The organism is Halomonas fontilapidosi (genome assembly GCF_014192285.1).
GTDB classification, from domain to species: domain Bacteria; phylum Pseudomonadota; class Gammaproteobacteria; order Pseudomonadales; family Halomonadaceae; genus Halomonas; species Halomonas fontilapidosi.
Genome location: NZ_JACHXQ010000007.1, coordinates 1 through 12773, shown reverse-complemented (window position 1 = coordinate 12773; position 12773 = coordinate 1). Strand labels below are relative to the sequence as shown.

Genomic DNA, 12773 nt, shown 5'->3' with positions numbered 1-12773 from the left:
CCGAGGTCGATGAAAAAGGATACCGATGCATTGTAACGGTTAGCATGCAAGGCGCCCAGCGACGGCCAGCCCCGGCCAATCAGTGGTTGCCGTGCTGGCCATCGCCCTGCATGTCCATGGGCTGCACCCGCTTGACCGGGGCCTCGACGCTGAGCGTCTCGCCATTGTCGAGGGTCAGCGTGAACGCGACGCGCTCGCCCTCGACCGGGGGTCGCGCCAGGTCGAAGAGCATCAGATGCCAGCCGCCCGGTCCCAGCCGCACGGTCTTACCGGCCGGCACCGGGATCTCCTCGACCTGGCGCATCTGCATCACGCCATCCACCATCACGTGGTTGTGAAGCTCCAGGCTGCCGGCCAGTGGCGAGCTACCCCCCACCAGCGCCAGGTCCGTCTCGCCCGGATTGGTCAGGTCCATGAAGGCCGCCGTGGTGGGCGAACCCGGCGGTACCGAGCGTACCCGAGGGTCGTCAACGGTCAGGGACTGGGCCAGGGCGGCGGCACTGACCAGCGAGATCAGCACAAGGGGTAAGGCAGCGATACGCATGTTGTCGGGCTCCAGCGGTTCAAGGGTGGAATCCGAGCTTACCCTGCCTCGCCGTCGACGGGGAGCGGGCTGCGACATCGCGTCCCGCCGGCAGGCGCAACGCATAATCCACCGCTAATGGGCGCCTGGCAGGATGGGAACTCGCTGGCCCCTAACGGGTCCCCACCTCATCCTCACGACAACCCCCATCGACAGGACACCGCCATGCGCCCTTTCCCCCTCTCCCTGACGGCCGGCCTGGTTGCACTCTCTTTCAGCTCGCTGCTCCTGGCCGAAGAGCACTGGCCCGCACCGCTCCAGGCGCTGGTAGAGCAAGGCCTGGAGATCCACGGCGAATTCGCGGCACCGGGCGGGCTCAGCGGTTATGCCGCCAGCCACCGCGGCCGCGAGATGGCCGTCTACCTCACGCCGGACGGCGAGCATGCCGTGGTCGGCACCCTGATCGATGCCGAAGGCAATGACCTCTCCGCGGCGCCTCTGGACACCCACGTTCGCAGCGGCCAGGAGGCCGAGGTGTGGCAGCGGCTCGAGAAGAGCCACTGGATTGCCGATGGCGACCCCGAGGCAGGTCGGGTGATCTACACCTTCACCGACCCTAACTGCCCCTACTGCGCGCGCTTTCACGACCAGGCCCGGCCCTGGGTCGAGGCCGGCGAGGTGCAGCTGCGCCACATCATGGTCGGTATCCTGCGCAACGACAGCCCGGCCAAGGCCGCCGCCCTGCTGGGTGCCGAGGACCCCGCCGCCGCGCTGCGGGCCCACCAGGCCAGTGAGAGCGGCATCGACGGTTCCGCCCAGCCCCGCGAGATCGAAGAGCAGGTCTATGCCAACAACCAGCTCTTCGAAGGCCTGGGGCTGATGGCCACGCCCACCAGCTACTACCGCAACGCCGAGGGTCGCCTGGAGAAGGTCGAGGGAGCGCCCGACGCGGCACGCCTCGAGACGATGATGGGCGCGCCTCGCCCCTGAAGCGACAGCGACGCGGCGCCTAGCCGGGGAACGAAACGGGCCCCGCTGCCGATCGCAGTGGGACCCGTCATTGGCGTGGCAACAGCGTCGTCAGTCCTCGAGGTTCTCGAAACGCCCCTGGCCGACGTTCCAGGGCACGATATCGCCCTTCTCGCCCCAGTTGGCATGGTCAGCCAGGCGGTGGCCGTCGTGCTCGCGCACATCGCCATAGCTGGAGTGCTTGTGGAAGGTCGGACCGAACTGCTCGAGCACCTGATCGACGCTCTCAGTGAAGCGCGGGTCCTGGGGGCGCTCCTGCCGGGTCATGTAGTAGGCAATGTCCCAGGCCTGCTGATCGGAAAGCGACAGCGGCTGGCCCAGCGGCATGTTGTTCTTGATGAACCCGGCCGCGGTATGCGTGCGCACGATGCCGGCGCCCCAGTTGTTGGACCCGTCGCCCCAGGTCGCCGGGAAGACGTACTCGCCATCCTCGTAGAGACCCGAGCCATCCTCGCTGTGGCAGATCGCGCAGTTTTCAACGAAGAGAGCCTCGCCGTTTTCATAGCTCAGCGTCTCGGGGCGCTCGGGCGCCGGGAAACCGCGCCCGTAGATCGGCTGATCCGGATACACGGGCGCCCCCGTCGCCAGCCACCGGTGATAGGCGGAGAGGGCCAGCATATCGTCGCTGCCGTAGGCCGGCGGCGTGCCGTTCATGGAGTAGGCGAAGCAGCCGGCAATGCGCTCCTCGAGGTTGTTGACGTGCTGGTTCTTGCCCCGGAAGTTGGGCAGCGTGACCGCCGCCGGCCAGATCGGCGCGCTGAACGGCTGGCGACCCTCGCCGAGGTGACAGCTGGAACAGTTCATGTCGTTGAAGACATTCTCACCGCGCAGCTGCTGGGTGTTGGTGAAGAGGTCATAGCCGCGGCGAATGACCTGCTTCAGCTCGGGGTGGAGGTCGGCCTCCTCGAGGTCCGCCATGGTCGGCGGCACGTGTACCAGTTCCCCTTCCTGGGGGGCGGGATAGCCCATCTCGACGAGCGTCTCGTATTCCGCCCAGGCGGCCATGCTGATGCCGGCGGCCAGGGTCGCACTGGCCACGGCCAGGGTTGTCTTCTGAATGTTCATGCGCTGCTCCCCCTTAGTCGGACGCCACGGACTGATTGGCCAGCCAGGCCGAGACGGCACGGATATCCTCGTCGCTCATGCGATCGGCGATCGCCCCCATCAGGTTCTGCGGGTCATTGCCCCGCTCGCCTGCCTGCCAGGCGCGCAGCTGGGTCGCGATATAGCCGGCATGCTGGCTGGCGATGCCGGGGAAGGTACCCCCCGCTCCGGTATTATCCGGGCCGTGGCAGCTCTTGCAGGAGACGATGTAGGCATCCCAGTCGCCGCGCAGGGCCAGCTGTTCGCCTCGCGCCAGCAGCGCCGCGTCGGCACCCTCGCCCCCCTGCGCTTCGGTCACCGGCATCTCGCTGTAGTAGACCGCCACATCGGCGATCTGCTGGTCATCGAGCATGTTGGCGAAGGGCATCATGCTGGCATTCTCGCGGCGTCCCGCCTTGAAATCATGCAGCTGCTTGGCGATGTATTCCGCCGGCAGCCCGGCCAGTCGCGGCCACGATTGGCCGCCCGGGACGTTCATTCCGCTGCCATCGGCCTGGTGGCAGGCCACGCAGGCACCGGCCGCCTGCTGGCCGCGCTCGGCATCGCCCTCCAGGGCCTGGGCGTGACCCGCGGCCAGGCCCAGGCCCAGCAGCAGGCCAAGCCCGCTCGCGATCCTCATGGTTGTCATGTCGGCTCACCCTCGTCGTTGTCGTTGATCCCTTGCGGGGTTCCTTCCCGGGCCGGCCCTGCCGGTCCCGCCGACCTCGGCATCAGCGGCAGCGTCAGCCGGGCCTCCAGCCCGCCCCCCTCGGGGCGAACAAATGCCAGTTCTCCGCCGAACCGCTCGGCGATGGCCGCCACGATGGCCAGCCCCAGGCCACTGCCCTGGCGACGGCTGGCCCGCCAGAAGCGCCGCGACAGCTGTTCGAGCTGTGCCTCGTCGACGCCAAGGCCATGGTCCCTGACCGCATAGGTCAGCCGCTGGCCATCCGCGTCGATGCGCGCCGAGAGCTCAACGGGGCTCTGCCCCGGGCCGTGGCGCAGGGCGTTGTCCACCAGGTTACGCAGCGCGGTGATGGCCAGCTCCCGCGGCACCGCCAGTTCCTCGCCGGGCCAGGCCTCGGGTAGCGTGACGCGTTGCCGATCGCTGGCCGAGGCGTCGCGCAGCGCCAATTCCGCCACGTCGGCAACGCGGCTCGCCTCGCCGTCCTCGAAGTGTAGCCGCCCCTCCACCCGCGCAAGCATCAGCAGCTGGTCCAGGGTCCGCGAGAGTCGCGCCACGCCCTCCTCGGCATGTGCCAGGGACTGGCGTGCCGCCTCGCCCTCGACGCGACGCGCCACCTGCAGGTGGGTCTTGATGGCCGTCAGCGGGGTGCGCAACTCGTGGGCGGCGTCGTTGGTAAAGCGCTGCTCGCGCACGATGGTCTGCTGGATGCGCGCCAGCAGACCGTTGAGGGTCTCGACCAGCGGGCGAATCTCCCCCGGCACACCATGAGTCGCCACCGGCGCCAGGGCATCGGGGTGACGGCGCGCCAAGGCCTCGCGCAGCCGGCCCAGGGGCCGCAGCCCCCTCACCACACCGAACCACAGCGCCAGCAGGCTGCCGGCCAGCGCCACCACGAAGGGCACCACCGCCACCTGCAGCACGTTGCCCATCAGCTGATCACGCTCGTCCATGCGATCCGCGGTGGTGATGGTCAGCCCGCCCCGTTCATAGGTGAACACCCGCCAGGTGACTCCGCCTTCCTCGCGGTAGGCATGGCCCGGCTCGCGAGCCTGCAGGATGCCCTCCATATCGGTATGGGTGCGCGCCATGATCTCGCCGCGCGGCGAGTGCACCTGGCAGGCCAGCCCCTCGATGGGCGGGATGGAGAGCGCGCGACGATCGGCCTGCTCCCACACGTCCAACGGCAGTTGCGCCATCAACCCGGCCACCATGCGCGCCGACTGGGCGAGTCGCTGATCCAGGGTCTTTTCTACCTGCTGATGCAGGTCGCGCATCAGCCAGGCAGCGGCCAGGCCCCAGAACAGCAGCAGGGTCAAGCCCAGGGTCAGCACCAGACGCGAACGCAGGCTCATGCCTGGCGACCTGGGTGACGCAGCGCCGGCTCCACCGCGGACGGTTTGCCCAGCCGGTAGCCCAGGCCGCGCACCGTCTCGATCACCCGGCTGCCGAGCTTGCGGCGCAGATGATGGATGTGCACGTTGAGCGCATTACTCTCCACCTCCTCATTCATGCCGTAGAGGCTGTCCTTGAGCTGACCGGCGGTCAGCACGCTGCGCGGGGCCTGGAGGAAGGCCTCCAACAGCACCAGCTCACGGCGCGAGAGATTCACAGGCCGCCCATCGACGCTGACCTCGCGGGCCAGCGGATCCAGGCGTAGCGGTCCGTGTTCGATGAGGGTGCGGGAGCGCCCGGCGGCTCGCCGCAGCAACGCCTGCAGGCGAGCCACCAACTCGTCGAGATCGAAGGGCTTGACCAGATAGTCGTCGGCCCCGACGTGCAACCCCTCGATCCGATCGCACACCGCATCGCGGGCGGTGAGGATCAGCACCGGGAGGTCGACTCCCGCCCGGCGCCACTCCTCGAGGAGCAGCATGCCGTCGCCGTCGGGCAGGCCCCGGTCGAGGATGACCACATCGCTCGACACCGTTTCCATGGCCGCGCGCGCCTCGGCCATGGTGGTGACATGGTCGACGACGAAGTCATGGACGGCGAGTCCGGCCTGGATGCCCGACGCCACCAGGGCATCATCCTCGATGAGCAGTACGTGCATGACAGGAAATCCTCGTGATGTGCGACATCGTGTCACCCGACCATTAAGCAGGCGTTAAGCCGTCATAAAGCTAGAACGATTCGTGCTGGTCCATTGGTCGCAGATTCAGGCTCGGAAAATCAGGCTCGGAAACAAGATCCCCCGGCGGCAGGGCCGACGGGGGACGATGGCAAGCGTTGAGGCGGTGTCATCCCCTGGCCGGGATTGCCCGGGCCAGGAACCAGCCGACCACCATGGCCACCAGCATGGCCAGCAGCGGAAGAGTGAGCCCGCCGATCGAAGCGAAGGCCGGCCCCGGACAATAGCCGGAGAGGCCCCAGCCAATGCCGAACAGCGCAGCACCGCCGATCAGACGGCCGTCCAGGTCGGTTCGCGTCGGCAGCTGGAAGCGCTCGCCGAATACTGGGTGGGGACGACGCAGCACCAGCCGATAGCCGATGAAGTTGGTCACCACGGCGCCGCCCAGCACGAACATCAGGGTCGGGTCCCAGGCACCGAAGAGGTCGAGAAAGCCGAGCACCCGCGCCGGGTCGGTCATGCCGGAGACGGCGAGGCCGAGGCCGAACACCAGCCCCGCGATATAGCCCATGAGTGTCTTGAGGGTCTCGGTCTTCATGCACCACCTCCGATCATGTGCCGCACCACGAAGACGGTGACGATCGCCGCCACCAGAAAGGTGATGGTGGCCACCAGCGAGCGCACCGAGAGCCGCGAGAGGCCGCAGACACCGTGGCCGCTGGTGCAACCGCTGCCCAGGCCCGTGCCCAGGCCGACCAGCAGGCCGGCCAGCAGCATCAGCGGCACGCCGCCCGCCGGCTGGCCGATCACCTCGCCGGTCACATCGACGCCGCTGCCAGCGACATTACCCAGGCCGCCGCCCAGCAACATCAGTGCCACAGGGCCGCTGATCAGTCCCAGCAGGAAGGCCAGGCGCCAGGCGCTGTCGCCCCTGGGCCGGGCGGTGATCAGATTGCCGATGATGCCGCTGATGCCGGCGATACGGCCCAGGGTGGCCATCAGCCAGGTGGCAGAGAGGCCGATGAGAATGCCACCGGCCAGTCCCTGCAAGGATGAACTCCAATCCACGTACTATCCCCTCTTTTATGTTCAAGAATACCGTTACGCAACGTATTGCCCGGTGCGCTGTCGCGTAACGGGCCTACGGCCAGCACATCGCCCCCAGACTGGGTAGGCCCGATAAGCCGAAGGCGCATCGGGCGTGGCAAGCCTGCCACTACCCCGGCAACTCGGCACAGCGCTCTGACGGCGTATCGTCGACCTCGCCACGCAGCTCACGCCAGGCGTCAAAGGTGCTCAGGAACACCTGCCCGGTGAGCTCGCGGCAGAACGCGGTATGCTGCAGCCGATCCATCACCGGCCCCTTGACCTCGGCCAGGTGCAGGCAAACCCCGGCGTCCTTGAGGCGGCCGTTGATCGCCTCCAGGCTCTCGAGCGCCGAGGCGTCGATGACGTTGACCGCCTGGCAGGCCAGCACAATGTGCTCGAGGCCCGGCTGACGGGCCGCCAGCGCCATGACGGTATCCTCGAGGTAGCGCGCGTTGGCGAAATACAGGCTCTCGTCGACCCGCAGGATCGCCAGCCGATCATCGGTTTCCACCGTATGGCGACGCACGTTGCGGAAGTGCTCGCTGCCCGGCACCCGCCCCACCACGGCGCTATGCGGGCGGCTGGTCCGGTAGAGGTGAAGGCCGAGCGACAGCACCACGCCGACCAGGATCCCGCTCTCCACGCCATGCACCAGGGTCAGCACCAGGGTGGCCAGCATGGCCACGCCGTCGGCGCGGGAATAGGCCCAAGTCCGCCGAACGGCGGGCAGGTCGATCAGGGTACCCACCGCGACAATGATCGTCGCGGCAAGCGTCGCCTTGGGCAGGAAGGCCAACGGGGTCGTCAGGGTGAGGGTCGCGACCGCGATGCCAACCGCCGTGAAGGCGCCGGCCAGCGGCGTGGCGGCACCGGCCTCGAAGTTGACCACCGACCGCGAGAAGCCGCCGGAGACCGGCGAGCCGCCGCTGGTACCCGCGCCGATATTGGCCAGCCCCATGGCGATCAGCTCCTGGTTGGGGTCGATGCGCTGGCGCCGCTTGGCGGCCAGGGTCTGGGCCACCGAGACCGACTCCACGAAGCCCACCAGGCTGATCAGCACCGCCGCCGGCAGCAGGCTCGACCACAGCGCGGGGTCCAGGCTCGGCAAGGCCAGGCTGGGCAGACCGCTGGGCACCTCGCCGACCAGGGCAACACCGCGCTCACCAAGCCCCAACCCCCAGGCCAGCAGCGTGGTGACAACCACCGCCGACACCGGCGCGGCCTTGGCCACCAGGTCGGCGACCGTCGCCGACAGCCCCAGCTGCCTCAGGCCGCCCTTGAGATGGCGCCGGCAGACGAGAAGAAAGCCCCACACGCCCAGGCCGATCGCCAGGGTGATGACGTTGATGTCGTCAAGCCCTGCGACCAGCGCCGAGCCCATCTCCACCAGGTTGTGGCCGGACGCTTCCACGCCCAGCACATGCCGCAGCTGGCTGGCGGCGATCAGGATGCCCGAAGCAGTCACGAAGCCCGAGATCACCGGGTGGCTGAGAAAGTTGGCCAGAAACCCCAGGCGCAACAGGCCCATGGTTACCAGCACGACCCCCGACAGGGCCGCCAGCACCAGCGCCGCCCCGACATACTCGGCGCTGCCGGGCGCAGCGATGCCGGCGAGCGCCGAATAGGTCATCAGCGAGGCGACGGCCACCGGCCCCACCGCCAGGGTGGCGCTGGTGCCGAAGAGGGCATAGAGCACCAGCGGCAGCATGCTGGCGTAGAGCCCCACCTCCGGCGGCAGGCCGGCCAGCAGGGCATAGGCCAGCGCCTGGGGTACCAGCATCAGGGTGACGATCACCGCCGCCACCAGGTCACGGGCCAGAAGATCGCGCCGGTAGCCTTGCAACCAACCGATCAGGGGAATCCAGCGTGAAGGGATCATGAGCGTCTCGTCATCTGCGGTGAAGCCTGCTCAAGGGCGCCGAGCCGGGCGGGCCAGCCACTCATGGCCCTTGAGCATGCCGTTCCAGTACAACCAGGGCAGCTGCTTGGCCTTGAGCCACCAGGCGCGACGGGTCGCCCGGGTACCGTCATTGACCCAGCGCGGGAAGGTGGGTTGAAGGGCGCCGCCGTAACCGAATTCGGCCAGCACAATGCGCCCCCGCTCCACGGTCAGCGGGCAGGAGTCATAGCCCAGGTAGGCCGCCGCCAGTGGCGCTTCGTCCAGGGACGCCAGTAGGTTCTCGGCGACCACCGGCGCCTGCTTGCGCACCGCGGCCGCGGTCTTGGCGTTGGTCGTGCCGCTGGCGTCGCCCAGGCCGAACACCGCCGGATAGCGGACGTGCTGCAGCGTCTCGGGGTCGAGGTCCAGCCAGCCGCCGGCATTGGCCAGCCGCGAGTCGGCAATAAAGGCCGGCGCCTTCTGGGGCGGCACCGCATGCAGCATGTCGAAGGGGCGCTCCACTGTGCGCTCCCCCGCCTCGCCGGCCACGGCGAACTGTGCCGTGCGCGAGGGGCCGTCGACGGCCACCAGGCGCTCGCCGAAGGCCTTCTCGATACCGTAGTGCGCGATGTACGCCTCCAGCGCCGGCACATAGTCCGCTACGCCGAACAGCACCTCGCCGGCATTGCAGAAGCTGACGTCGATCTCGGCCAGGCGCCCGCGGCGATGCCAGTGGTCGCAGGAGAGGTACATCGCTTTCTGTGGGGCACCGGCGCACTTGATCGGCATCGGCGGCTGGGTAAACAGCGCCCTGCCCTTCTCCAGCGACTGCACCAGCGACCAGGTATAGGGGGCAAGATCGAACCGGTAGTTGGAGGTCACACCGTTCTTGCCCAGCGTCTGCTCCAGCCCCTCGATGGCCCCCCAGTCGACCACCAGCCCCGGCGCCACCACGAGTCGGGAATACCCCAGGCGACGGCCGTCGCCCAGCACCACCTCGCCGGCCTCGGGGTCGACGCGCTGCGCATCGACCGCATACCAGCTGGCCCTGTCGGGAATGACATCGGCCATGAGGCGGCGGGTGATGGCGGCCGAGAACACACCACCGCCCACCAGCGTCCAGCCAGGCTGGTAGCTATGCATCTCGGCAGGGTCGACGATGGCGATATCCAGATCCGCGCGGCGCTTCAGCAGGCTTGCGGTGACCGCAATGCCCGCCGCGCCACCACCGATCACTACCACGTCGTGGCGGCGATTCGTCAATTCAGGGATCGAATCTTGCATGGCGTACTCCAGGAGCGATGTTGTGATTGTTATGGAAAGCGCCGGTCAGGCCTTGAGCATCTCGCGGATCGGCTGAGGGTCGTGGCCGGCCTTGTGGGCGGCGGCAAGAAGGGCCGGAATATCGCAGCTTGCATCACGGCTACGGGCGTGGGCCCAGAGGTGCACGGCCCGCTTGCCGGTCTTGCAGAAGGCCAGGATGGGCGTGGGCAGCCCCTCGAGGGCCTCGCCGAAGGCCTCGATATCGGCCTGCGAGTATTCGCCCGGGGTCACCGGGATACAGCGCCATTCGAGGCCCAGCTCGGCGGCCCGTGCCCTCAACGGACGGTCGTCGGGATGGTCCTCGGCTTCGCCGGGACGACGGTTGCAGATCACCGAGCGGAAGCCGCGACGGGCGACCTCGTCGAGATCGGCGGGGGTCACGGCATCGGTGATGGCGAAGCCGGGTTCGAGTTCATGAATCTGCATGGGCACTCTCCAGGAAAGTTCAGGGCGGGAAATCAGCGGCCTCAGAACTTGTTGATCGGCACCTTGAGATAGACCTGGCCGTTGTCTTCGGCCGGCGGCATGTGGCCGGCACGCATGTTGACCTGCACCGAGGGCAGGATCAGTCGCGGCATGTTCAGGGTCGCGTCGCGTTCGGTGCGCATCTGAACGAACTCGTCCTCGCTGACCCCCTCGTGAACGTGCACGTTGTGAGCGCGCTGCTCTGCCACGCTGGTCTCGTGCTGGTACGCCTCGCGACCCGGCGCCTTGTAGTCGTGGCACAGGAAGAGGCGCGTCTCGGCCGGCAGCGCCAGCACCTTCTGGATGGAGCGGAACAGGGTGCGGGCATCGCCGCCCGGGAAGTCGCAGCGTGCAGTGCCGTAGTCGGGCATGAACAGGGTGTCGCCGACGAAGGCGGCATCGCCGATCACGTAGGTCAGGCAGGCCGGGGTATGGCCCGGGGTGTGCAGCACCCGCCCTTCCAGGTTGCCGATGGTAAAGGTGTCGCCCTCCTCGAAGAGGCGGTCGAACTGGCTGCCATCCCGGGCGAACTCGGTGCCGGCATTGAAGGCCTTGCCAAAAACGTCCTGCACCACGGTGATATTGGCGCCGATGCCGGTCTTGCCACCCAGCGTTTCGTGCAGATAGGGCGCGGCGGAGAGGTGGTCGGCGTGGACGTGGGTCTCGAGGATCCACGCCACCTCGAGGCCGCTGTCACGCACGAAGGCGATGATCTCGTCGGCGGAGCGCACATCGGTACGCCCGGCGGCATAGTCGAAGTCGAGCACCGAATCGAGGATCGCGCAGGTGCGACTGTCGGGATCCTGCACCACGTAGCTGAAGGTGTTGGTGGGCTCGTCGAAGAAATGGGTCACGATGGGATGAGACATGGCAAACGCTCTCCGTCTGTGTGCTGTCTTGCAGCGATGATCACAGCTTAAAGCAAACTTATGTTCTAAGCATAGATTGTTTAAGAATAAAAAAGACTGCGGTAGATACCGCTTCCAAGGATAGCGGGCTCGCGGGTCAGACCCCGGCGGTGGGGAATACCGCCCGCGCAGCGCTCCGTGATGGGCATGAGAAACAGGCCCGAGTCTGACCAAGAGTGCCTCTAACCCAAGCGTGCCTCCACGGGTTGCAACGACCACCGACGTTTGCCCCAGCCTTACTCCCAGGCGGCGCCTTCCAGGGCGTCCAGGGGGATTTTCAGGTAGCGCTTGCCATTGGCCTCGGGCTCCGGCAGGCGGCCGCCTCGGGTGTTGATCTGCAGGGAGTGCAGAATCAGCTTGGGCATCGGCAGCTCGCTGTCACGCTTGTCGCGCATCGCCACGTAATCTTCCTCGGTGACGCCACCCGCCAGGTGCTTGTTGGTCTCGCGCTGCTCGCGCACCGTGCTCTCCCACTCGGGCTCGCGGCCATCGGGCATGTAGTCATGGCCGGTGAACACTCGAGTCTCGTCGGGCAGCGCCAGAATCGCCTGGATGGAGCTCCACAGCTGGTGGGCGTCGCCGCCGGGGAAGTCGGCCCGGGCGGTGCCGAAGTCCGGCTGAAAGAGGGTGTCATGCACGAAGGCGGCATCGCCGATCACGTAGGTGATCGAGGCCAGGGTATGGCCCGGCGAGAACATCACCCGCGCCTCGAGATCGCCGATGCGGAAGGTATCGCCCTCGGCGAACAGCCGATCCCACTGGGAGCCATCTGCCGGGAAGTCGGGCCAGTGGTAGAGCTTCTTCCAGAGTTTCTGTACCTCGACCACCTTCTCGCCGATGGCGGTAGGCGCCCCGGTCTGCTCCTTCAGGTACTGGGCGGCAGAGAAATGATCGGCGTGGGGATGCGTATCGAGGACCCACTGCACCTCGAGCCCCTGCTCCTTGATGTACGACAGCAGCTCATCGGCATGGTGGGTCGCCGTGGCGCCGGACTTCTCCTCGAAGTCATGCACTGGATCGATGATCGCGCACTGGCGCGTTGCCGGGTCGCTGACCACGTACTGCACGCTGAAGGTACGCGGGTCGAAAAAACCGGCCACGTCGGGGCTACCGGCACCGCGGTTCGCGGAGAGAGAGAAGGTCTTCATGGGGTCACCTCCTGATGGCACCCGGCATCGACCGGGCATGATTTGCGAATTCGGAATAACCTTAGCACATTAAGCTCTATAACCCGATTGACGCCGTGCATGGTCCCGATAGTGCCAGGCTGATCCGCATGCCACTGTCACCGCCCTTGATCGGGTAGGGGCCGGGGTTGCCCCCGGCGCCCTCCCACACCACCAGGCATACGGTTCCGTACCACGGCGGTTCACGAAGAACGGCTAAGCCTTCTTGACCGTATCGAGTACCGAGATCAGGCCCAGACGGTCGAACCACTTCCGCGGCAGAGCCTGATTCATATGCGAGGCACCGGCATTCCACCAGGGGCCTCGCCCATTTCCCGCTGACTTCCACGCCCGATGGTCGTCCAGACCTAGTGCCAAGAGCTTGCGGCGCCGGGTTCGCGGACGCTTCCATTGCCGCCAGATCACGTCGCGCAATCGGCGGCGTACCCATTGATCTAGCGCTTCCAGCGGTCGCTTCACGTCGACGAGGGAGAAGTAGTTGGCCCAGCCCCGCAGGACGGGGGCCAGCTCTCTGGTGACGCGACGAATATG

At 67.4% G+C, this 12773-nt stretch carries 14 protein-coding genes; 1 reads left to right on the top strand and 13 read right to left on the bottom strand.

Annotated features, from left to right (window positions below):
* Positions 1-79: 79 nt before the first annotated feature.
* Positions 80-544 (bottom strand): copper chaperone PCu(A)C, encoded by a 465-nt coding sequence (locus FHR95_RS10970; protein WP_183314403.1) that lies wholly within the window; start codon positions 542-544, stop codon positions 80-82.
* Between the two features lie 204 nt (positions 545-748).
* Between FHR95_RS10970 and dsbG the strand changes: the two genes are divergently transcribed.
* Entirely contained in the window at positions 749-1513 is a 765-nt protein-coding gene (gene dsbG / locus FHR95_RS10965; RefSeq protein ID WP_183314402.1) for a thiol:disulfide interchange protein DsbG, read from the top strand.
* 90 nt (positions 1514-1603) lie between these two features.
* Here the strand turns inward: dsbG and FHR95_RS10960 are convergent, their stop codons facing one another.
* The 12 genes from FHR95_RS10960 to FHR95_RS10905 form a co-directional block, all read right to left on the bottom strand.
* Positions 1604-2617 (bottom strand): c-type cytochrome, encoded by a 1014-nt coding sequence (locus FHR95_RS10960; RefSeq protein WP_040184737.1) that lies wholly within the window; start codon positions 2615-2617, stop codon positions 1604-1606.
* Between the two features lie 13 nt (positions 2618-2630).
* The gene (locus FHR95_RS10955) at positions 2631-3284 is read right to left on the bottom strand and encodes a c-type cytochrome (protein ID WP_183314401.1); all 654 of its coding nucleotides are present in this window, start codon (positions 3282-3284) and stop codon (positions 2631-2633) included.
* Positions 3281-4675: an ATP-binding protein gene (locus FHR95_RS10950; protein ID WP_183314400.1), complete on the bottom strand. Its 1395-nt coding sequence runs from the start codon at positions 4673-4675 to the stop codon at positions 3281-3283. The genes FHR95_RS10955 and FHR95_RS10950 overlap by 4 nt, the downstream gene beginning before the upstream one ends.
* Entirely contained in the window at positions 4672-5373 is a 702-nt protein-coding gene (locus FHR95_RS10945) for a response regulator (protein WP_183314399.1), read from the bottom strand. Before FHR95_RS10945 ends, FHR95_RS10950 begins: the two co-directional genes overlap by 4 nt.
* A gap of 187 nt (positions 5374-5560) precedes the next feature.
* Positions 5561-5989, bottom strand: a complete 429-nt coding sequence (locus FHR95_RS10940; protein WP_183314398.1) for a DUF6691 family protein — start codon at positions 5987-5989, stop codon at positions 5561-5563.
* Positions 5986-6459 carry a YeeE/YedE family protein gene (locus FHR95_RS10935; RefSeq protein ID WP_183314397.1) on the bottom strand — a complete coding sequence of 158 codons (474 nt, stop codon included), beginning with the start codon at positions 6457-6459 and terminating at the stop codon, positions 5986-5988. The genes FHR95_RS10940 and FHR95_RS10935 overlap by 4 nt, the downstream gene beginning before the upstream one ends.
* A gap of 148 nt (positions 6460-6607) precedes the next feature.
* The gene (locus tag FHR95_RS10930) at positions 6608-8359 is read right to left on the bottom strand and encodes a SulP family inorganic anion transporter (protein ID WP_183314396.1); all 1752 of its coding nucleotides are present in this window, start codon (positions 8357-8359) and stop codon (positions 6608-6610) included.
* Positions 8360-8389: 30 nt separating this feature from the next.
* Positions 8390-9643: an NAD(P)/FAD-dependent oxidoreductase gene (locus FHR95_RS10925; RefSeq protein ID WP_183314395.1), complete on the bottom strand. Its 1254-nt coding sequence runs from the start codon at positions 9641-9643 to the stop codon at positions 8390-8392.
* A gap of 45 nt (positions 9644-9688) precedes the next feature.
* Complete coding sequence (locus FHR95_RS10920; protein ID WP_183314394.1) at positions 9689-10108, bottom strand: protein tyrosine phosphatase family protein; 420 nt, start codon at positions 10106-10108, stop codon at positions 9689-9691.
* A 41-nt stretch (positions 10109-10149) separates the two neighbouring features.
* Positions 10150-11016: an MBL fold metallo-hydrolase gene (locus tag FHR95_RS10915; protein WP_183314393.1), complete on the bottom strand. Its 867-nt coding sequence runs from the start codon at positions 11014-11016 to the stop codon at positions 10150-10152.
* 275 nt (positions 11017-11291) lie between these two features.
* Positions 11292-12203, bottom strand: coding sequence for an MBL fold metallo-hydrolase (locus FHR95_RS10910; protein WP_183314392.1), 912 nt, complete (start codon positions 12201-12203; stop codon positions 11292-11294).
* A gap of 234 nt (positions 12204-12437) precedes the next feature.
* A partial coding sequence (locus FHR95_RS10905) for a group II intron maturase-specific domain-containing protein (protein ID WP_281380758.1) occupies positions 12438-12773 on the bottom strand: 336 nt, incomplete at its 5' end.

Bases quoted from the DNA above. Each gene is read 5' to 3' on its own strand.
- FHR95_RS10970 (WP_183314403.1), bottom strand. From the start codon at position 544: ATGCGTATCGCTGCCTTACCCCTTGTGCTGATCTCGCTGGTCAGTGCC.
- dsbG (WP_183314402.1), top strand. From the start codon at position 749: ATGCGCCCTTTCCCCCTCTCCCTGACGGCCGGCCTGGTTGCACTCTCT.
- FHR95_RS10960 (WP_040184737.1), bottom strand. From the start codon at position 2,617: ATGAACATTCAGAAGACAACCCTGGCCGTGGCCAGTGCGACCCTGGCC.
- FHR95_RS10955 (WP_183314401.1), bottom strand. From the start codon at position 3,284: ATGACAACCATGAGGATCGCGAGCGGGCTTGGCCTGCTGCTGGGCCTG.
- FHR95_RS10950 (WP_183314400.1), bottom strand. From the start codon at position 4,675: ATGAGCCTGCGTTCGCGTCTGGTGCTGACCCTGGGCTTGACCCTGCTG.
- FHR95_RS10945 (WP_183314399.1), bottom strand. From the start codon at position 5,373: ATGCACGTACTGCTCATCGAGGATGATGCCCTGGTGGCGTCGGGCATC.
- FHR95_RS10940 (WP_183314398.1), bottom strand. From the start codon at position 5,989: ATGAAGACCGAGACCCTCAAGACACTCATGGGCTATATCGCGGGGCTG.
- FHR95_RS10930 (WP_183314396.1), bottom strand. From the start codon at position 8,359: ATGATCCCTTCACGCTGGATTCCCCTGATCGGTTGGTTGCAAGGCTAC.
- FHR95_RS10925 (WP_183314395.1), bottom strand. From the start codon at position 9,643: ATGCAAGATTCGATCCCTGAATTGACGAATCGCCGCCACGACGTGGTA.
- FHR95_RS10920 (WP_183314394.1), bottom strand. From the start codon at position 10,108: ATGCAGATTCATGAACTCGAACCCGGCTTCGCCATCACCGATGCCGTG.
- FHR95_RS10915 (WP_183314393.1), bottom strand. From the start codon at position 11,016: ATGTCTCATCCCATCGTGACCCATTTCTTCGACGAGCCCACCAACACC.
- FHR95_RS10910 (WP_183314392.1), bottom strand. From the start codon at position 12,203: ATGAAGACCTTCTCTCTCTCCGCGAACCGCGGTGCCGGTAGCCCCGAC.